The 19,038-nt window shown below is 39.6% G+C and carries 20 protein-coding genes, 1 tRNA gene and 1 riboswitch; of the genes, 6 read left to right on the plus strand and 15 right to left on the minus strand.

Annotated features, from left to right (window positions below):
* The first annotated feature begins 51 nt into the window (after positions 1-51).
* Positions 52-444, plus strand: a complete 393-nt coding sequence (locus tag PB1_RS13785) for an SA1362 family protein (protein WP_337999025.1) — start codon at positions 52-54, stop codon at positions 442-444.
* Positions 445-569: 125 nt separating this feature from the next.
* On the opposite strand, the gene PB1_RS13790 is transcribed toward PB1_RS13785, so the two are convergent.
* From PB1_RS13790 to PB1_RS13800, 3 genes are all read right to left on the minus strand, one after another.
* Positions 570-1,454 (minus strand): patatin-like phospholipase family protein, encoded by an 885-nt coding sequence (locus PB1_RS13790; protein ID WP_004437773.1) that lies wholly within the window; start codon positions 1,452-1,454, stop codon positions 570-572.
* Positions 1,455-1,748: 294 nt separating this feature from the next.
* The gene (locus tag PB1_RS13795) at positions 1,749-4,310 is read right to left on the minus strand and encodes a vitamin B12-dependent ribonucleotide reductase (protein WP_004437775.1); all 2,562 of its coding nucleotides are present in this window, start codon (positions 4,308-4,310) and stop codon (positions 1,749-1,751) included.
* Positions 4,311-4,666: 356 nt separating this feature from the next.
* Complete coding sequence (locus PB1_RS13800) at positions 4,667-5,503, minus strand: lipoate--protein ligase family protein (protein ID WP_004437778.1); 837 nt, start codon at positions 5,501-5,503, stop codon at positions 4,667-4,669.
* 180 nt (positions 5,504-5,683) lie between these two features.
* Here PB1_RS13800 and PB1_RS13805 point away from each other — a divergent pair, with 180 nt between their 5' ends.
* Positions 5,684-6,064 (plus strand): rhodanese-like domain-containing protein, encoded by a 381-nt coding sequence (locus PB1_RS13805; RefSeq protein WP_004437780.1) that lies wholly within the window; start codon positions 5,684-5,686, stop codon positions 6,062-6,064.
* A 203-nt stretch (positions 6,065-6,267) separates the two neighbouring features.
* Here the strand turns inward: PB1_RS13805 and gcvPB are convergent, their stop codons facing one another.
* Genes gcvPB through gcvT form a run of 3 tightly spaced genes read right to left on the minus strand, consistent with a single transcriptional unit; the run spans position 6,268 to position 10,192 of the window.
* Positions 6,268-7,731, minus strand: coding sequence for an aminomethyl-transferring glycine dehydrogenase subunit GcvPB (gene gcvPB / locus PB1_RS13810; RefSeq protein WP_004437784.1), 1,464 nt, complete (start codon positions 7,729-7,731; stop codon positions 6,268-6,270).
* A complete protein-coding gene (gene gcvPA, locus PB1_RS13815) occupies positions 7,724-9,070 on the minus strand; it encodes an aminomethyl-transferring glycine dehydrogenase subunit GcvPA (RefSeq protein ID WP_004437787.1) in 1,347 nt (448 codons plus the stop codon). The genes gcvPB and gcvPA overlap by 8 nt, the downstream gene beginning before the upstream one ends.
* Before the next feature lie 3 nt (positions 9,071-9,073).
* The gene (gene gcvT, locus PB1_RS13820; RefSeq protein ID WP_034645388.1) at positions 9,074-10,192 is read right to left on the minus strand and encodes a glycine cleavage system aminomethyltransferase GcvT; all 1,119 of its coding nucleotides are present in this window, start codon (positions 10,190-10,192) and stop codon (positions 9,074-9,076) included.
* A gap of 230 nt (positions 10,193-10,422) precedes the next feature.
* Positions 10,423-10,512: riboswitch (glycine riboswitch) on the minus strand.
* A gap of 175 nt (positions 10,513-10,687) precedes the next feature.
* On the opposite strand from gcvT, the gene PB1_RS13825 reads away from it, so the two are divergent.
* Together PB1_RS13825 and PB1_RS13830 are read left to right on the plus strand one after the other, a co-directional pair.
* Positions 10,688-12,385: a DEAD/DEAH box helicase gene (locus PB1_RS13825; RefSeq protein ID WP_004437792.1), complete on the plus strand. Its 1,698-nt coding sequence runs from the start codon at positions 10,688-10,690 to the stop codon at positions 12,383-12,385.
* A complete protein-coding gene (locus PB1_RS13830) occupies positions 12,354-13,145 on the plus strand; it encodes a YqhG family protein (RefSeq protein ID WP_004437795.1) in 792 nt (263 codons plus the stop codon). The genes PB1_RS13825 and PB1_RS13830 overlap by 32 nt, the downstream gene beginning before the upstream one ends.
* A gap of 75 nt (positions 13,146-13,220) precedes the next feature.
* Here PB1_RS13830 and PB1_RS17180 read toward each other — a convergent pair whose 3' ends face one another.
* The 9 genes from PB1_RS17180 to comGA are packed head-to-tail and all read right to left on the minus strand — an operon-like array spanning position 13,221 to position 17,928.
* Entirely contained in the window at positions 13,221-13,397 is a 177-nt protein-coding gene (locus PB1_RS17180) for a YqzE family protein (protein WP_004437799.1), read from the minus strand.
* A gap of 43 nt (positions 13,398-13,440) precedes the next feature.
* Positions 13,441-13,944, minus strand: coding sequence for a shikimate kinase (locus PB1_RS13835; RefSeq protein WP_004437803.1), 504 nt, complete (start codon positions 13,942-13,944; stop codon positions 13,441-13,443).
* 13 nt (positions 13,945-13,957) lie between these two features.
* Positions 13,958-14,341: a competence type IV pilus minor pilin ComGG gene (comGG, locus tag PB1_RS13840; protein ID WP_004437806.1), complete on the minus strand. Its 384-nt coding sequence runs from the start codon at positions 14,339-14,341 to the stop codon at positions 13,958-13,960.
* Positions 14,338-14,811 (minus strand): competence type IV pilus minor pilin ComGF, encoded by a 474-nt coding sequence (gene comGF, locus PB1_RS13845; RefSeq protein WP_238533135.1) that lies wholly within the window; start codon positions 14,809-14,811, stop codon positions 14,338-14,340. The genes comGG and comGF overlap by 4 nt, the downstream gene beginning before the upstream one ends.
* The gene (locus PB1_RS13850) at positions 14,762-15,091 is read right to left on the minus strand and encodes a hypothetical protein (RefSeq protein ID WP_004437811.1); all 330 of its coding nucleotides are present in this window, start codon (positions 15,089-15,091) and stop codon (positions 14,762-14,764) included. Before PB1_RS13850 ends, comGF begins: the two co-directional genes overlap by 50 nt.
* Positions 15,066-15,515, minus strand: a complete 450-nt coding sequence (comGD, locus tag PB1_RS13855) for a competence type IV pilus minor pilin ComGD (RefSeq protein ID WP_004437813.1) — start codon at positions 15,513-15,515, stop codon at positions 15,066-15,068. Before comGD ends, PB1_RS13850 begins: the two co-directional genes overlap by 26 nt.
* Positions 15,512-15,823, minus strand: a complete 312-nt coding sequence (gene comGC / locus PB1_RS13860; RefSeq protein ID WP_004437815.1) for a competence type IV pilus major pilin ComGC — start codon at positions 15,821-15,823, stop codon at positions 15,512-15,514. The genes comGD and comGC overlap by 4 nt, the downstream gene beginning before the upstream one ends.
* Positions 15,824-15,839: 16 nt before the next feature.
* The gene (gene comGB / locus PB1_RS13865) at positions 15,840-16,877 is read right to left on the minus strand and encodes a competence type IV pilus assembly protein ComGB (protein ID WP_004437820.1); all 1,038 of its coding nucleotides are present in this window, start codon (positions 16,875-16,877) and stop codon (positions 15,840-15,842) included.
* The gene (comGA, locus tag PB1_RS13870) at positions 16,858-17,928 is read right to left on the minus strand and encodes a competence type IV pilus ATPase ComGA (RefSeq protein ID WP_004437823.1); all 1,071 of its coding nucleotides are present in this window, start codon (positions 17,926-17,928) and stop codon (positions 16,858-16,860) included. Before comGA ends, comGB begins: the two co-directional genes overlap by 20 nt.
* A gap of 155 nt (positions 17,929-18,083) precedes the next feature.
* Here comGA and PB1_RS13875 point away from each other — a divergent pair.
* Both PB1_RS13875 and PB1_RS13880 read left to right on the plus strand, forming a co-directional pair.
* Positions 18,084-18,155, plus strand: a tRNA-Gln gene (locus PB1_RS13875).
* 134 nt (positions 18,156-18,289) lie between these two features.
* A complete protein-coding gene (locus PB1_RS13880) occupies positions 18,290-18,991 on the plus strand; it encodes a helix-turn-helix transcriptional regulator (protein WP_004437827.1) in 702 nt (233 codons plus the stop codon).
* Positions 18,992-19,038: the final 47 nt, after the last annotated feature.

The following is a 19,038-nucleotide window of genomic DNA, read 5'->3' on the forward strand; positions in this document are numbered from 1 at the left end:
CGGACTGAAAGTTTAAAAAAGAGAAAAAATGCTCATCATGCTCTTAGGGAGGTGGCTTTCTTGAAAAATCGGACTGCAAATTTGGTTGTTACAGGTCTCATTATCCTTGCAAGTATAGGCATCATTGAAAGTATGCTTGCAAATCCGGCCGGTTTTTTACAGAGAATAGCTGTCATTATTTTGATCGGTGGTATTGTTTTTTTTCTCGTCCGACGCTTTTACCTATCGACCCCTGAGAAGCAAGAGCAGCGAGCATTTGTTAAAGCCGCAAAAAGATCTAAGAAAAGATTCACGCAAAAGAATGGCAAGCAAACAAATCGTCGTTCAAATGTCGGCTCTCTTTCATCGTTTAAGAAACAAAGCAGGAACAAGAAAAAGTCAGCTGTCCATCTAACTGTTATTGAAGGCAAGAAGGGAAAAAAGAAAAATCGAGCCTCATTTTAGATTCACCCCTTAAAGCAGATGTTGAAAACCTCTTTTGGCAACACTGCATTAAGGGGTGACTTTTTCCGTTCGATGTCTCATTTTGTCAGTCATGGTTAATCAAGAGCTTCTCTATTTTCTAATTTCTAATAACTCCATTTTTTTAAGAATTGCTCAGCCGACTTCCGTCCAAGCGACAGCAATGCTTGTTTGTCTTCTTCTGTTAATGTGAATTCGGTAGCCATAAATCTTTCGGTTGGAATAAAGATAATATTTTTTTCGTGTTTTCTTGAGATATACCGTGCATCGTGGGCATCTTTCATCGTTTCAAAAAGTGCTTCAAATAAATGGAAAGCATTTGAAATTTTGTTTTTCGGACGTTCATACGTATTGCGGCTGAGCTTTATCCCAAGAACAGGCCTGACTTTCTGTACATGTTCTTTATCAAACAGCCACATTGGAAAGTTGCTTAATACTCCTCCGTCAACGATAATGTTTGTCTCGGAATGCGTTCTCAGCTTAACCGGTTCAAAGAAAAACGGAAGGCTGCAGCTCATTCGGATTGCTTTGGCAATCGGAAAAGATTCTTGGATTATTCCATATTTTTCTAAATCATCAGGGAGTACGAGCAATCGGCCGTTTGATAAATCGGAAGCAATGACTCGCAAAGATTTTGGCGGCAGATCTGCAAATGTTCTTAATCCTTTTGCTGCTAATTTCTCTTGCAGCCATTTTTCAAGTGCATTTCCCTTATATAAACCAAGGCTCCAATAAAAAAACAGCCACTTTGCAATTGGAAATGGTATGAACGACGTTCGCGGATCCATAAAAGTTTGTAAATCAAGCTCATCGAGCAGATGATAAATTTCTTCACTTGTATATCCTGCGATGACTAAGGCAGCGACAATCGATCCAGCACTTGTTCCAGCAACGCGTTTAAATCGAAACCCTCTTTTTTCCACTTCTTCAATAGCACCAATTAAGGCAAACCCTTTAATGCCTCCTCCTGAAAAAACGCCGTCTATAAACATGTGCGCCACTCCTGTCGATGTAGTCACTTGATACATCTTTAAGCAAACGTACGTGAAAATAGTACGGCGGACAAGTAAAAAAAGTTCTAAAATATTGAACCTCTGCTTACTGGAAAATATTATACCCAAGAACAACGTGAAGATTAACGGAAGATGGAAAGATCATTTACACTTCGCTATCGTGAATCCAAATGATTAGAAATAACAAGGACGCCCCGATTTTCCTATACTTTGTTACATAAATGAGCAAAAAAAGAGGATGGATATTTTTTCCATCCCTCATTCACGTGTTAATTATAATCCGCACTTTAATTGGGCGCTACAATTTGTGCAAGTATTGCAGCCGCCGATTTCTTTGACAGTTCCTTTGCGGCAGACAGGACATATATTGCCGACCTCAGAGCCAATCGTTACATCGGTCGAGCGAAGTTCGTTGATGGTTTCAACTAGAACTACATGCTGCTTTTGCTTTTCTTCCTTTTGTTCCTCTTGTTCTTCAAAACTGTTTTCTTCTGCTTTTAACGTCAGCACCTGTGAATCGCGAGAACCGTCTACATAGACAGTACCGCCTTTAGCACCTCCACGGTACAAACGCTCATAAACTTTTTCAACTTGCTCCACAGTGTAGCCCTTCGGTGCATTGACTGTTTTACTGATCGAGCTGTCAACCCAGCGCTGGATAACACATTGTACATCAGCGTGTGCTTCAGGAGACAACTCCATTGCTGTTACAAACCAATGCGGCAGATTGTTTTCATCTGCTTCCGGATGTTGATCCAAATATTCTTGAACGATATCGGCTTTCACTTCAATAAATTTGCCGAGGCGTCCGCTTCGGTAGTAAGAAAAGGAAAAATATGGTTCAAGTCCTGTAGAGACCCCAACCATTGTACCAGTGGATCCCGTGGGAGCAACAGTTAGTAAATGTGAATTCCGGATTCCGTTTTCCAAAATTGCTTGTCGTATATCTTCAGGCATTTTTTTCATATATCCTGTATTGATGAAAGCTTCGCGTAAACGTTTTGTCACTTCTTCTGTTTCACCTACTAAATAAGGGAAGCTTCCTTTTTCTTTCGCTAGTTCTATAGAAGCGCGGTAAGCGGTCGTAGCGATCGTTTCAAATACTTTGTCAACTAACTTGTTGCCTTCTTCTGAGCCGTATTCTGTTTCACAATAAATGAGTAGATCGTGAAGGCCCATTACGCCAAGGCCGATACGGCGTTCTCCTAAAGCTTGCTTTTTATTTTCTTCAAGGAAATATGGAGTCGCATCAATAACGTTATCCTGCATGCGGACGCCAATTTCGACTGTGCGTTTTAATTTTTCAAAGTTAACAGTTTTATTTTCTTTGTCAGCCATTTCTGCAAGGTTAACGGCTGCAAGGTTGCAGACACTGTATGGTGCAAGTGGTTGTTCGCCGCATGGGTTCGTTGCAACAACTTTCTGTCCGTAAGCTTGAGCATTAGTCATGTCATTTGCGTTGTCAATGAAAAAGATTCCCGGCTCGGCGGAATATGTTGCACAAATGTTGATTAAGTTCCAGAGCTCTTTCGCTCTGATTTTCTTGTAAGTGCGAACTTTATGGCCGAGTTTTTCCCACTCGCGCACATCTCCAACTTTGTGCCACTCTTCGTTATAAATTTTCATTTCTTCTTCATCATAGCTTTCAACATCCGGGAAGCGAAGTTCGTATTCGCTGTCATTTTCAACGGCTTCCATAAATTCTTTTGTTAAACAAACTGAGATATTTGCCCCGGTTAAAAATTCAGGGTTATGAACAGTATAAGTTCCGCCTGTTCTTAATTTTTCTTCTGCATCTTTAATAATTTTCTCGCTGAATCCGCCATAACCAGGAATGTGTTTGTAATTAACAATACCCTGGTACATTTGTTTTTCTTGCTCCGTTAAAGGCGTAAATTTTAGCTTGTCCTTTGCAAGCTTCTTGATCGTTTCATCATTTGTGTTTTCAATTAAAAAGCGTAAAATGCGTGGGTTTTGCATTTTCGAAATAATAAATTCAATAATGTCAGGATGCCAGTCCGCTAGCATGATCATTTGCGCTCCTCTTCTGGATCCACCTTGCTCTACAAGGTGTGTTAGTTTCGCAATGTCATCTAGCCAAGAAACGGAACCTGACGATTTTCCGTTTACGCCTCTTGCCAAAGTATTGCGAGGTCTAAGCGTTGAACCGTTCGTGCCGACTCCGCCGCCGCGGCTCATGATTTCCATGACCTGCTTGCGATGTTCAGAAATTCCTTCGCGAGAGTCCTGAACAAACGGCATTACATAGCAGTTGAAATACGTGACATCTGTTCCTGAACCGGCTCCGTATAATACACGGCCAGCAGGTATGAAGTTTAAATTCACTAGTTCATTGTAAAACTTTTCAAACCATTCCTTGCGCTTTTCTTCCGTTTTTTCTACAGCCGCCAAGCCTGTTGCGTTGCGTTTCGCAATTTGTTCATAAAAAATTTCAAGCGGTTTCTCAATCACATCCAAAGATCTGATAATAACTCCTGTACTTGCTTCTTCCGGATCATCAAGAACACCTCTGAACTCTTCTTCCACCAACACTTTAGCTGATTTGTTCTCCCAATCAATTTCAAGAATGTATCCTAATCCACGGGCCGGAAATTTTGGATCTTCTTTGATGGTAAGTACGACAAAGTCTCCGTTCGTTAACGTGATTTTCTCCGTATCCTTGAACGTATAACGATCAAGCATGACTAAACGGGAGACCCCTTTGTGAGTGATTTTCATATCAGGGGTAATTGGGTGCACTTGAGGAAAAAGTCCTATGTCCTTGTTTAATCGCTCAATGTTAATATTCATTTTTTGTCCTAACGCAACAGACATGATCACAACTCCTTCAAACTAATTTCTAGACTTCTTTTTTGTTTTTCGATTCAAATAGAATGCTGTGTTGATTCTAGTTATGTTATCGAATTACCCTTAAGTTACCACTTCAAACACAAAAAATCAATATATAGTATGAAAAATATTTTAGATACTACTATATATTGTGTTTTAGTCAAATAATTCTCATTTTGTCAAAAATAAAAATAACTAGAAAAACGAGATTAAGAGAGTTAATAAACGATTTTCGTCATTTAATGATTCATTTTAACAAATTTCGAAGGTTGCAATTTCGGCTAACAGGAAAAAATCTTTTTGACAAATATTATGTAAAAAAACAGCCAAAGTCTCTTTTTTCATCTTCTAAAATTCCATTCATCATTCTCGTACCGCTCTTTTGCGATTTTTTGTACGTATTCAAGCTCTTTTTGTGTCAGTTCATATGGCTCCAACTCAATGTTAAGCCCCTCGCTGAACCCTTTTCGGAAGGCTTCTTTTGCTTCTTCCAGCGTAATTTTCCTGCTACTTATGTCGTTAATGGCAACAGCTTTATCTTTAAACGCTTTTTGCATCCTTTCTTTTACTCGTTCATTTGGATACTTAAATAAGCTGAACAGCTTATCCTCATCAAGATCAAGCAATATCGAACCATGCTGGAGAATGACACCCTTTTGCCTTGTCTGCGCACTTCCGGCTACTTTTCTTCCTTCAACCACAAGCTCATACCAGCTTGGCGCGTCAAAGCAAACAGAAGATCTCGGTTTTTTTAATGATTCTTTTTCATCTGCCGTTTTTGGTACAGCAAAATAAGCTTCAAGCCCTAAATGATGGAACCCTTTTAAAATTCCTTCAGAAATGACCCGATATGCTTCAATGACCGTTTTCGGCATTTCCGGATGATCTTCAGAAACGATCACACTGTAGGTTAACTCATGCTCATGAAGAACTCCTCTGCCGCCGGTAGGCCTTCTGACAAAGCCAAGATTGTGCTTTTTAACTGCATTTAAATCAATCTCTTTTTCAACCTTTTGAAAATAACCGATTGATAATGTTGGAGGATTCCATCCATAAAATCTGATCACCGGAGGAATCTTCCCTTCACTGTGCCATTGAAGAAGAGCCTCGTCCAAGGCCATATTAAAAGACGGTGATCCGTTGCCTGTATCAATAAAACGCCATACTTCTTTACTCATATGCAACCCTCTTTGAAAAGTATTATTGCTTCCTTTTTAGTCTATCAAAATTCTTCCTTTAAACAAACACACTTGCCTGTTATAAGTTCGCAAAGATTTTTCGCCGATTTTCTTTACTCAATAGAGCAGTGGCTTATATAATTAAGATTGGCTTAGCATAGTGAAAGGAGCAAAAAAGGATTGTATACGCTATTTTTTATTTTTATCATGGCCGGTTCTATCATTGTTTACTCAATTATTATGTGGCTTTATCAGCGAAAAATTGTTAAAGCGTTAACAGAAGAGGAGTTCCGCCAAGGGTATCGCAAGGCACAGCTTATTGATGTACGGGAACCGAATGAGTTTGAGGCTGGACATATTCTTGGTGCAAGAAATATTCCGCTTTCACAGATGAAAATGAGACTGAAGGAAATCCGTCCGGACAAGCCTGTTTATTTATATTGCCAAAACGCCATCCGCAGCGGCCGGGCTGCACAAATTTTGCATCGGAAAGGCTATAAAGATTTATACCATCTTCAAGGCGGATTCAAAAATTGGTCCGGCAAGATTAAAACAAAATAATTGAGTTTAAGGAAACCGGGCTTAGCCCGGTCTTTTTGCTTTAATTCAACAGGTAGAGTTTACTTTGATCCCGTTATTGCCTCCACGAACGGGAGTAAACTCTCCTCGAATGGGAGTAAATCCCCCTTGAACGGGAGTAAAGGCTACCCACGTCGTAACCGACAAAAAAAGCATGGTTCCAGAAACCATGCCTTATTTGTACGTTATGCTTGTTTTTCATACCGTAAAACAGGTTTGCGGGCAGCCAATGCTTCATCTAGCCGGCCGACGACCGTTGTGTGCGGCGCTTCTTGTACAATTTCCGGATTTTCTTCCGCTTCTTTTGCGATCTGAATCATTGCATCGATAAACGCATCGAGCGTTTCTTTTGATTCGGTTTCAGTCGGCTCAATCATGATGCACTCTTCCACGTTTAACGGGAAGTAAATGGTCGGCGGATGATAGCCGAAATCAAGCAGGCGCTTCGCAATGTCAAGGGTGCGTACGCCAAGTTTCTTTTGGCGCTTTCCGCTTAATACGAATTCATGTTTGCAATGTCTATCAAACGGCAAATCATAATATTCCGCGAGTCTTCTCATCATATAGTTAGCGTTTAACACGGCATATTCGGTAACAGCTTTTAAGCCGTCCGGCCCCATTGAACGGATGTACGTATAGGCACGGACATTGATCCCAAAATTCCCATAAAATGGTTTTACGCGGCCGATCGATTGCGGACGGTCATAATCAAGGACATATTCCTCATCGCGCTTTGTTACAACAGGTTTTGGAAGAAACGGAATTAAATCCGCTTTCACGCCAACAGGACCTGAACCCGGACCGCCTCCTCCGTGCGGGCCTGTAAAGGTTTTATGAAGGTTTAAATGAACAACGTCAAATCCCATGTCCCCGGGGCGTGCTTTTGCTAAAACGGCATTCAAGTTCGCACCGTCGTAGTATAACTTTCCGCCTGCGTTATGGACAATTTCCGCCATTTCTAAAATATTTTCTTCAAATAAACCGAGTGTATTTGGGTTTGTCAGCATGAGAGCAGCTGTATCTTCACCGACAACACGTCTTAAATCATCCAAATCAACAAGTCCGTTTTCATTCGATTTGACGGTAATCGTTTCAAACCCGGCAACAGTAGCAGATGCAGGATTTGTTCCATGGGCGGAGTCAGGAACGATAACTTTTGTCCGTTTTGTATCCCCGTTTGCTTCATGGTACGCCCGGATCATCATCAGCCCTGTCCATTCCCCATGAGCGCCTGCGGCCGGCTGAAGCGTTACTTCATCCATCCCGGTAATCTCTTTTAAATGCTGCTGCAGGTCATACATTAATTCTAACGCGCCTTGGACGGAGCTTTCGCCCTGAAGCGGGTGAATGTGTGCAAAACCATTAAAGCGGGCAACGTTTTCGTTGATTTTCGGATTGTATTTCATCGTACAAGATCCAAGCGGATAAAAACCGGAATCTACCCCGTGATTACGCTTTGATAAGGCTGTATAATGGCGCATAATATCCAGCTCGGAAACTTCCGGCAGATCAGGCTCTTCTTCCCGCAAATATCCGTCCGGCAGAAGATTGTTTACATCGATTTCCGGAACATCCATTTCCGGAAGACTGTATCCAATGCGGCCCGGCGTGCTAAGTTCAAAAATCAGCGGTTGATCTTGTTTATGCATGGAAATCCCCCAATTCTTTCACGAAAGTATCAATCTCTTCTTTTGTTCTTAATTCCGTTACGGCGACTAACATGTGATTTTCCAGATCTGAAAAATCACCCCCGAGATCATATCCGCCAATAAAACCCTTCTGTAAAAGAGCCTTGTTTATCTCTTTCACAGGCTTATTCATCTTCACGATGAATTCATTAAAAGCAGGACCTTCAAAAACGATCTCAAAACCGTTTTCTTTGAGTACGTTTTTCGCATAAAATGCCTTTTGCATATTGGCTATCGCCATCTCTTTTACGCCTTTTTTTCCTAAAGCCGTCATGGCAACAGAAGCTGCAAGTGCATTTAGGGCCTGATTGGAACATATGTTGGAGGTCGCTTTATCGCGTCGGATATGTTGTTCCCGTGCTTGTAAAGTCAAAACAAATCCGCGGCGCCCTTCCTCATCCACTGTTTGGCCGACAAGACGGCCAGGCAATTTTCGCATCAGTTTGCTCGTAACAGCAAAGTAACCGCAATGAGGACCGCCAAATGATGTTGGGATTCCAAACGGCTGGGCATCACCGACAACAATATCGGCTCCGAATTTCCCCGGAGGCGTTAACACACCAAGTGCCAGCGGATTGCTTGATACGACAAACATCGCTTTTTGGCCATGAGCGATTTCCTCCATCTCTTTTAAAAGTTCGATCCGGCCGAAGAAATTTGGATACTGTACAATGACAGCCGCCACTTCATCAGTCACCATATTTTTTAGCTGCTCTAAATCTGTGATCCCGTCTTTATATGGGACTTCCACTACCTCGATATATTGTCCCTTCGCATATGTCTTTACAACTTCTTTTGCTTCCGGATGAACGGCTGCGGAAATAACTACTTTCTTTCTCCTTGTTTGACCTGCGCTTAACATGGCAGCTTCCGCCAGAGCTGTTGCGCCGTCATACATGGAGGAATTGGCTACTTCCATTCCTGTTAACTCGCAAATCATTGTTTGGAATTCAAAAATGGCCTGAAGTTCACCCTGCGAAATTTCCGGCTGATACGGGGTATATGCAGTATAAAATTCTGAACGGGAAAGAACATGGTCTACAATGACCGGCATGTAATGATCATAAACACCTGCTCCGAGAAATGAAGTATTTTTCTTTAAATCTGCATTTTTCTCAGCTAAAGAAGCTAATTCTTTCATTAGAGATGTTTCAGACTTTGCCGGTTTAATGTTATAGTCGCCCTTAAAGCGGACTTTTTCCGGTATATCGCTGAACAGATCATCTACAGAAGAAACGCCGACTGTTTCCAACATTGCCTTTTTGTCCTGTTCTGTCATCGGTAAATAGCGATGCTTCATCGTTTACTTTCCTCCCTGTTGTTTCTCTCTTTTATAAAATGGTATAGGCGAAATAACTGCTTTTAGACGCTTGCCGCGGATTTCAATTTCAACTTCATTTCCCAGTTCTGCTTCTTCCGCTTTTATTAAAGCTAGGCCGATATTTTTCTTTAAGGTCGGAGATTGTGTACCGGTCGTAATTTCTCCGATTTTTACATCTCCTTTATATACCGGATAACCGTGGCGCGGAATCCCCCTGTCGATCATTTCGACGCCGACAAGCTTTCTCGGCACTCCGTTTTCTTTTTGCTGTTTTAAAGCTTCTTTGCCGATAAAATCAGTTTCTTTCGAAAGTTTCACGGCAAAACCGATACCGGCTTCAAGCGGGCTTATCTCAGGGGAAAGCTCCTGCCCGTATAGTGCAAGATTTGCTTCAAAGCGCAGCGTATCGCGTGCTCCTAGTCCGCATGGCAATACACCGAATTCCCTTCCTGCCTCTAAAATTTCTTTCCAAAGAACAGGTGCATCACTTGCATCACAATAAATTTCAAATCCGTCTTCACCAGTATATCCCGTTCTTGATACAAGCGCTTTTTTTCCATTTATGTTCACATCATACCGGAATTTAAAAAAGCCTATTTCGTTAAGATTTGTTTCCGGTATAAGCTTTTGAAGCACTTCTTCTGCAAGCGGGCCTTGAAAAGCCAATTGAGCCATTTGTTCAGACAAATTATTCATTTCAACATTTTCATCTAAATGCCTTTTGAGCCACTCGAAGTCCTTTTCGATATTCGCAGCATTGACAACAAGCAGATAGTGGCCATCTTCCAGCTTATAAACGAGAAGGTCGTCAACAGTGCCGCCGTTTTCATAGCACATCGCCGAATATTGAGCTCCTCCCGTTTTTATTTTGGAAACATCATTCGTTAACATTTTTTGTAAAAACTCAAGAGTTCCTGTCCCTTTTACTTCAATTTCTCCCATGTGAGAAACGTCGAATAACCCTGCCTTTGTCCGGACTGCTTCGTGTTCCTCTTTAATGCTTGAGAATTGGACAGGCAATTCCCAGCCGCCAAAATCAATCGTCTTGGCACCATATTCCTTGTAAATCTCAAATAACGGTGTACGCTTAAGCTCAGACATTTTCATCCCCCTTCATCCTCCAACTGAATATTAGTTTACCCATAATTTGACTCAATAGGAAAAATGCAAACACCTAGGTCACCTCCGCCAAGCGAAGGATCTAAACAAACAAAAAAGGACAGAAAAACCCCTCAAAATATGAGAAGGTCTCTGTCCTTGCACCTGAAAGTTTACCATAGCGGCTTTCCTCTTTGGTGGCTCCAAATACGATGGAGCACTCTCCAGAGCAGCGTCAGACAAGAGTTCTTTTGCCTGAGAGATTCACAAAGCTTTGCTTGCTCCTTCGGCGCTACAAATGTAGTCTCTCCCCTTGTCGTCATTCGCATCTATAAATTTTTTCCATTATGGTTATACTAATCTTTACGGATACTGCTTGGCTTACATTTCTTAATGATTTTATAATGTGCAAAATTCTAAACTTTCAAAGCTAATATCATCCTACCATTAAAGAGCCTGGTTAGGCAATAACATTTTCTATGAAAGGAGCTGTTTGTCATGACGGTGCAAATTGAGTTCGATTCCTCTTGGCAGGATGAGTTTTTGCAACGGATTACTAATGACGGACCCTGGGGAAACTGGGAGCTGTACAAGCTGGCCGTGGAAGTGGCAAAACATACTGTCATTCCGGAATTTGAAGGTCTGCAGGCTCCAAAGTACTTGCCGAATTTGACTCCTTTGCCTCATCAAATTGAAGTGGCAAAACAGGTCGTGGAAAACATGAACGGTAAAGCGATTTTGGCTGATGAAGTAGGGCTTGGAAAAACGATTGAAGCAGGGCTTATATTGAAAGAATATATGATTCGAGGCCTTGTAAAAAAAGTGCTTATTCTTGTTCCTGCTTCGCTTGTTACTCAGTGGGCGCATGAGCTGAACACAAAATTTTTTATTCCTGCCATTGCCCAGCGAAAAAGCTATGTTTGGGATCAGTACGATGTCGTTGTATCGTCGATTGATACAGCCAAAAGAAGCCCTCATCGCGAAATTATTTACGAGCAGGATTATGATTTAATCATTGTCGACGAAGCTCACAAGCTAAAAAACAATAAAACAAAAAACTACGAGTTTGTTCAAAAATTGAAAAAGAAATTTTGCCTGCTATTAACAGCTACACCGATTCAAAACAGGATTGAAGAAATATTTAATTTAGTTTCTTTATTAAAACCGGGGCATCTTGGCAATGAATCTGCATTCTTTGAAAAGTACAAACGGGACTCACGGTCGCTTAATGATGATAAACACCTTCGTGAGCTCGTAAATAAGGTAATGATTCGAAACCGGAGAGCCGACACCGGAATTGAATGGACCAAACGGCATGTAGAAACAATACCGATCGATTTTACAAAAGAAGAACGTGAGCTTTATGATGCGGTATCGGACCTGAAAAGCGAAGGAAACTGGGTTAACTCAAGCCAATTTTCAGTTATGACCTTGCAGCGGGAGGCCTGCAGCAGCAGGGAAGCTGTCTTTCATACGTTAAGAAATATGCTTCAAAAGCAAGAATCTCCTTCAAAAGCTTATCAAGAGCAAATACAATATCTTGTCTCTAAAGTCGAAGCTGTAAAAACGAACTCAAAAGCAGAAAAAGCTCTTGAACTTATTCAAAAAATAAATGACAAAGTCATTATTTTCACGGAGTACAGAGCCACCCAATTGTTTTTGCAATGGTTTTTAAAACAACACGGCATCAGCTCTGTCCCATTTAGGGGAGGTTTTAAACGCGGCAAAAAAGACTGGATGAGAGAATTGTTCGAAAATCAAGCTCAAGTATTAATAGCAACGGAAGCAGGCGGCGAAGGAATTAACCTCCAGTTTTGCAATCACATCATTAACTTTGATCTTCCGTGGAATCCGATGCGATTAGAGCAGCGGATTGGACGGATTCACAGGCTTGGCCAGGAAAAAGATGTGATCATATACAATTTTGCTACAAAAGATACGGTTGAGGAACATATTTTAAAACTGCTATATGAAAAAATTCATTTGTTTGAAAAAGTGATTGGTGAGCTCGATGATATATTGACGAAGCTTGAGTTTGGAAATGTTGAAGATCATTTAATAGAAATATTCGGACGATCAGCTTCTGAAGGAGAAATGAGAATAAAAATGGAAAACCTTTCTTCGATGATCCAATTAGCAGAAGAAATAAAAGAGGGTGAGCTTCGTGCAGCAACAGGAAATTCATCAATTTCTTGAACGATATTTTCTTGCCAATGGATGTGAAATTACGGAAAACGGCCCAGGGCACATAACCGTTCAACTAACAATCGAACTTGATAAAGAACTTATGAACAGGCCTTTTTACTGGCATTATCTTGAAAAGACCGGCGGAGTTCCAAACCCGATGAAGCTTACGCTGATTACAAATCCGAAAGAAGCTCCCGAACAATTAAAAGGAGAAAACATTTACTTCGGCTCACCCCGGCTTCATCAAATATTCAAATCAACGAAAAACCTTGCCGGATATATAAGGCTTTACGAAAACCGAAGCTTGAAACATCAGCAGCAAACACCCTTGCTTCCTTGGCTGGGCATAAATGTAAAAATATCATATCAGTGTGACAGGAAACGAGATATTTTTAAATCAATCGGTTTGCAGTTAATTAACGGACAAATGGTTGAAGATTTTCATGACAGACTGCTGAAAATTTCATTAACACCAAAAATACCGGATTATTCATTTACCCTTTCCCCGCTTATCATACCAAAAAGCGGAATAAAAAGAATAGAAAACTATATAAGAAACAATCTCGGGCAGGAAGACCATACATGGGCGGACGAAGCCAGACAGCGTTGGCAAAAGGATTTGGATTTATTGAATCATTTTTATGAAGGCGAAGAAGAAAGAGAAAGTTATGAAATCGAAAAAAAATCTCTGCAAGAACAATATGAACCGAAAATAATAATATCTATTATCAACGGCGGGTTATTTTATCTTACGGAACAAGCCATCTAAAGAATGGACTGTCTATATATTTATAAAATAACAAAACGAAGAAAAAGGAAGCAGGTCGTGAAGGCTGCTTCCTTCTTACTTTTTTCTGATTATCGACGCAAAAAGGTATGGAAGGATACCGAACCAGCGAAATAAGAACGTTCCTTTCATTTCTTTCTTTTCCGCACGAATTCGTTTCCGGTCATCTTTTGGCTGGTCAATATATTTGACTACTGTTTGCGTAATGTATTTCACATAATCATTTGTTTTCATCGTACACACCTGCTTTCATTCTGTCGTTAACAAGTATGTCCAATCATTCCTTTGTTAAACCTTCTTCTATTTTTTTTATAATCTCGTTGATGTCCTTTCCGGTTGTATCAATTGTAAAATCGGCTGCTTCTATATAAAGCGGGAGCCGCGATCGTAGAAGCTCTTCTATTGCGGCTTTTTTATTCGTTTTTAGCAAAGGCCTGGAATCATCATTTTCTATCCGTTTAAAAATTTCCTCAGGTTCGGCGTATAAAAATACGACAATCCCATTTTCCTTCATCCACCTGCGGTTTTCATCCTTTAGTACAATGCCTCCACCGGTTGTAATGATCGAACGATTTACTGGCAGCTGTTTCAATATCTCTGTTTCAAGATGGCGGAAGTAATCCTCACCATTTTCCTCAAAAATCTGATTAATGCTCTTATTAACTTTTTTTACAATTTCTTCATCCGTATCAATAACAGGCCAGTTCCATTTAACACCAAAAGATTTTCCAACCGTCGTTTTCCCTGAACCCATAAAACCGATTAAATAAATAGATTTCATCCTATAACCCCTGTCAGTTTTTTTCTACCCATTTTATCATTTTCATAAGGTCTTTGTCATAGAAACAAAATCCGTGAAACTCCTCCCCGGAATCGAGTTTTAATTCGAAAGCGGCTTGAATGATACTGTTCGTTACATGGTTTACTTTATAATACACTTTTCCATTCGTATATTGAAAGATTCCCCCCGACTGAAGATACGGATTTTCTTGCAGCATCGCTTCCATTTTTTTGACCGAACTCATCATGTAATATTCTTGCTTCAAAATGCTTTCTGTTTCTTGCAAAAGTTTTTTTTCAGAAAGATATTGTTCTGCATGAATGAGTAAAAAAACAGACAATACAAGAAATAAGCTGTATGACAACGGAAAAGTAAAACCATGCTCATTTTTGATCATTCTACAACCTCCATTTCAATAAAAGAGCGAATTGACGTTGTTTTCTCCGCTCCTCCTTTATCCGTAACAGTAATTTGGACGCCATTTTGGAGCTTATCAAAATGAATGGATCGAATCTGTTGCAGCAAAACTTCATGGCCTAAAAAATCAACCCTTCTTCTCAAGTTATCTCCATACATTTCATATAAAATGAGTTTCCCGTCCTTTTCCAAAAATAGTTTGCTTCCGCTAATTTGAAGACGATCGCTCATTCTTATTTCTTTTTTTACTTGGCTGGCAAAAACTTCCCATTCCATCATTTCCAAACGCTTATTCAAGCTTTCTTCATGAATGACAATCTTGTAAAAAATAGGTACAAAGGAAACAATAATGCAAAATATCGAAAAAGCGAACAACATCTCTGCCATCGTATATCCTTTATTATTCAATCGCTTCGCATTTTTCGACTGGATGCTGAAACCTTTCCGCAAATTTTATACACACCTCTCTATCATTCTTCCAAATAATATCGTATTCATATCCGTATCTGTTAACGGTTTTATTTCCAGGAACGGATCCATCTGCTATTTTGGCCTGCACTTCTTCATAAAGAAGATGGACTGCTCCAGTTTCCATCCTTACTTTCGTAGATTGGTCCGAAAGCTTCATGACAAACGGGAGCAAAAAACCAATAGCAAGAAGCCAAATTGATAAAGATAAAAGAAGCTCTCCGAGAAAAAAACCTTCACTCACTCGTATCTTTCGTAACATAAAATCGCCCCTCGCCAAGCAAAAAAGTCATACGGTATTTTTCTTTCCCAATTGTGATATAAATGGATCCAAAACGGTCGATTTTCCCGTCATACGTGAATTTGAAAGACAGTTTTAACGAACCTTCTCTAACTTTAATGAGTTTTGAATAGGATCTTTCAATGATGATCTTTCCGTTTAGATAATCGTGAACTAAATAACGATGCTCATCAGGCAAGAAGAATACTTGAATTTGCCGCTGGTGTGAAATTGCATATTGCTGAGCATAATAAAGATCAGCTTTTAAACGGGTGAAAAAAAGTGTTTTTTCAATAAAATCATAATGGGGTTTTACCGTGAAAACGGCGAAAGAAGAAATTATGAGGAATATAGACAATACAAGCAATACTTCTGCCAAGGTAAAACCTCTTTCGGCATTTCTCATGAGGAGCCTTCCTTCACAGCTACGACACCGTTCGTAATTGTAATTTCTTTTCCGTTCGGACATTTATCTTCTTTTGGATTCAGATAACCTTTTGAAATCAGGTCATTTAAAGTTTGCGGATACACTTTATTTTCAATTTCGTATGCCTGGACTTGGGCCTGAACCATTTTTACAAATGCTTCACAGCCTTTATTGTTAATATTGTCGTTGTGCTTTGTAATATTTGGGATCGTAATAATTAACAAAATCGAAATGACGAGCAAAACAATCAACATTTCTATTAACGTAAAACCTTTTTCATTTTTCATTTTGATTTTCTCCTTTCTAAAATCCATCAAGTAAGTGAAACATTGGCAACAAGACAGCCAAATACATCGAGACAATCATCAATCCAATGATGCTATAAAGGAACGGCTGTATAATTTTCAGCCATCTTTCTGTTAATGTCTCTAATTTTGTCAAGCAATATTGGCTAAAAAAGTAAAGCTCCTGCCCGAGTTTGCCGTTATCCTGGCCGTGTTTTACAATTCTCGATAGCTCATGCTCAAAAAACGGCAAAGAAGCCAAGATCGTTTCTAGCCTCTCCCCTGTTGTTAGCCTTTTTTTAATTTCAGTTCCGACTTCTTTATAGAACGGCTGCCTCATATTATTTTCAAATAAGCTTAATGCTTCAAAAACAGAAATACCCCCGGTCAACAAATAACTGAATTGAACGGAAAAATAGTGAGTATAAAGAAGTCTAAATACGGGGCCGACAAGTGGAAGTCGAACAATAGATCGTTTTTGTACAAGCTGATTTTTTTTGCGGAAATACGAATAATAGTAAAAAGAGGTTAGGAGAAGAAGACTGAAGAAAACAAGAAAAACTATCGGTCCGGCATCGCCTAAAAAGTATACAATTCTTGTAAAAAAGTTCATTTGCAGCTGCATTGTTTGAAAAAGAGAAGTAAACTTAGGAAGCAGTATTCTTTCGACAAAAATGAACAGGAACAAAGTAACTGACATTAACAAAAGAGGGTAATATAGAAGCCTGATGAGCCTTTTAAGATCTTTTTCTCTTTTTAAGACCATATTGCTTCCGTCAAGAAAAGCTTCAGACAACCCACCATGCTTCTCGGCAAAATAAACATATCCTATTAAGTTTTTATTGAAATTCAGCTTTGAAAGAGTTTCATATAGAGGATAACCTTCCTTTAAATCAATGAGGCATTCTTCAATTTGTTCTTTTTTATTTCCTTGCAGATAGAAAGACATCGATTCAATTGCTTCTGATAACGGATATCCCCTTGCAAGAAGTTCACCTGTCCGTTTTAAAAACAAAGCTTGTTCTTCAACCTTCCATTTAGAGCGAATCTTCATCATATACCCATCTCTCATATTCTGATTCCTTAATATAGCCAAGTGCAATCCCTTTTCTGATAACCTCCTTTAACGTCGGGTAAGAAACTTCACATTCTTCTCCATTTGCTTTTCTCATAACAGAAGATAGAGCCCTGCCGTGCAAAATTTCGAAAACACTGGCTCTTTTCCATCTTCCGTATGAAAAGCAGTAAGGAGAACAATCTCCTTCACAAAACGGACAGGTTAATTCGACAAGCCGCTGGGCAGTAATCGCTACGAGCGTTTGTTCTACTTCAAGCCAATTTACACCAAATTCCATCAGTCTGTATATCGCTCCTTTCGCATCCCTTGTGTGCATTGTGCTCAATACAAGATGCCCCGTTAAAGAAGCCCGTACGGCAATTTTTGCTGTTTCCGCATCTCTTATTTCTCCTACCATGATAATGTCAGGGTCATGCCGCAATATAGCTTTTAACCCGGCAGCATAAGATACACCCGCTTTTTCATTTACTTGCACTTGCAGAACGGATTCAGCATCTTTTTCGATAGGGTCCTCTAACGTAATTACATTTCGATTAAATAAATGGGAAGTTTCATTAAGGAGTGAATAAAGAGTAGTTGTCTTGCCGCTTCCAGTAGGTCCGGTGAAAATAATTAGTCCATGAGCATGTTTAAGAAGCGCCAATAATTTTCGTGTAATACTTGGAAATAAGGATAATTGATAAAAAGGGATTTGCTTTTGCTGAGGAAGAATACGGATGACAAGACTTTCACTGCTGTTTGCAGGAAGGGTGGATAAACGAAGTCCGATTGTCTCACCATCAACTAAGAAGGAAAAAGCTCCGCTTTGGGGACGTCTTCTTTCTCCGATATCCATTAACGCCGTAAATTTAAAATGAGATATGAGTCTGTCACATTCTTCTTTAGGCAGGTAAAGTCTTGGGACTAGCCGGTTGCCCATTCGAAGCTGAATGAGGGTATCTTTTTTTCTTGGGATAATGTGAATGTCTGTTGCTTGATTTCGGACAGCATCTCTTATAATTCTGTCAGCCAGACGATTTATTGAATTCACAATGTAATGCACCACCTTTATATTTAGTTGATTAATACTTCGACAAGTTTCCCTGCAATTCCTTCTCAATCGGCAAATTTTTTTGAATAAATAATTTCCTTTTTCAAACAATAAATACTGCAGCTTGGTAACGACGAAAAATATTATTATTTGATTGGGCTATAGCCAAGCGGTAAGGCAACGGACTTTGACTCCGTGATGCGCTGGTTCGAATCCAGCTAGCCCAGTAATTGTTCAATGTTTAGCCATTAATTTGTGAACATTTTCTAAAATTATAGTGTTAACAGTGTTAACCTCATTCCAATGTTTTTATGGCTTTATTATAATGGAAGTAACGATATTGGCCCCGAGGTGAACATACGTGGAACAAACATTACGCATTACAAATGTTTTATCCGATCCAACACGATATTACATTTATCAATACATTACGAAACATCATCATGAAGTTACCGTTCAGGAAATTGCAGATGGCTTTAATATTCATCCAAACGTTGCAAGGCTTCACTTATCCAAGCTTGAAGATGTTAACATGCTTGTTTCTGAAACAAAAAAAACAGGCAAGGGAGGCAGGCCGAGCAGATATTACCGTATATCCGACGACGTTATTCAGTTGCATTTCCCATATCGTGATTATCAGCTTTTGGCGAAAGTGGCAATACAAACTATGCTTTCTCTCGGCGAAGAAGGGAAGAAAGCACTTTATATGACCGGAAAAAAATTTGGAACAGAATTGATCGAACAGCAAATTGCAAAGGCTTCCCAAAGAGGAGAAAGATTAAATTTTGAACAAAAGCTGAATATACTTAAAAATGCAGCAACCGTGGCAGGCTTTAATCCTGAGTTTGAAGTGAATGAAGAAAAAACTAAAATTTATTTTCAAATTTATAATTGTCCATTCAAAGAAATAGCGGTTAATAACTCCGAGATCGTGTGCAGCATGCATTATGAATTTTTAAAGGGAATGTTTGAAAGTCTGTTTGATTCAGTTGTATTCGTTGAAAAAGAAAATATGTTCAGCGGTTGCAAGTCTTGCACATATCAGGCAATTGTCACAAACTAAATGGAAACGGTTATTTACTTTTCATTTACAGTTCATTTATAATATTG

The organism is Bacillus methanolicus PB1 (genome assembly GCF_000262755.1).
In the GTDB taxonomy this organism is placed as follows: Bacteria; Bacillota; Bacilli; order Bacillales; family Cytobacillaceae; genus Bacillus_Z; species Bacillus_Z methanolicus.

Coding starts and splice junctions, on each gene's coding strand:
- PB1_RS13790 (WP_004437773.1), bottom strand. CDS start 1,454: ATGTTTATAGACGGCGTTTTTTCAGGAGGAGGCATTAAAGGGTTTGCC.
- PB1_RS13795 (WP_004437775.1), bottom strand. CDS start 4,310: ATGTCTGTTGCGTTAGGACAAAAAATGAATATTAACATTGAGCGATTA.
- PB1_RS13800 (WP_004437778.1), bottom strand. CDS start 5,503: ATGAGTAAAGAAGTATGGCGTTTTATTGATACAGGCAACGGATCACCG.
- gcvPB (WP_004437784.1), bottom strand. CDS start 7,731: ATGCATAAACAAGATCAACCGCTGATTTTTGAACTTAGCACGCCGGGC.
- gcvPA (WP_004437787.1), bottom strand. CDS start 9,070: ATGAAGCATCGCTATTTACCGATGACAGAACAGGACAAAAAGGCAATG.
- gcvT (WP_034645388.1), bottom strand. CDS start 10,192: ATGTCTGAGCTTAAGCGTACACCGTTATTTGAGATTTACAAGGAATAT.
- PB1_RS13825 (WP_004437792.1), top strand. CDS start 10,688: ATGACGGTGCAAATTGAGTTCGATTCCTCTTGGCAGGATGAGTTTTTG.
- PB1_RS17180 (WP_004437799.1), bottom strand. CDS start 13,397: ATGAAAACAAATGATTATGTGAAATACATTACGCAAACAGTAGTCAAA.
- PB1_RS13835 (WP_004437803.1), bottom strand. CDS start 13,944: ATGAAATCTATTTATTTAATCGGTTTTATGGGTTCAGGGAAAACGACG.
- comGG (WP_004437806.1), bottom strand. CDS start 14,341: ATGATCAAAAATGAGCATGGTTTTACTTTTCCGTTGTCATACAGCTTA.
- PB1_RS13850 (WP_004437811.1), bottom strand. CDS start 15,091: ATGTTACGAAAGATACGAGTGAGTGAAGGTTTTTTTCTCGGAGAGCTT.
- comGD (WP_004437813.1), bottom strand. CDS start 15,515: ATGAGAAATGCCGAAAGAGGTTTTACCTTGGCAGAAGTATTGCTTGTA.
- comGC (WP_004437815.1), bottom strand. CDS start 15,823: ATGAAAAATGAAAAAGGTTTTACGTTAATAGAAATGTTGATTGTTTTG.
- comGB (WP_004437820.1), bottom strand. CDS start 16,877: ATGATGAAGATTCGCTCTAAATGGAAGGTTGAAGAACAAGCTTTGTTT.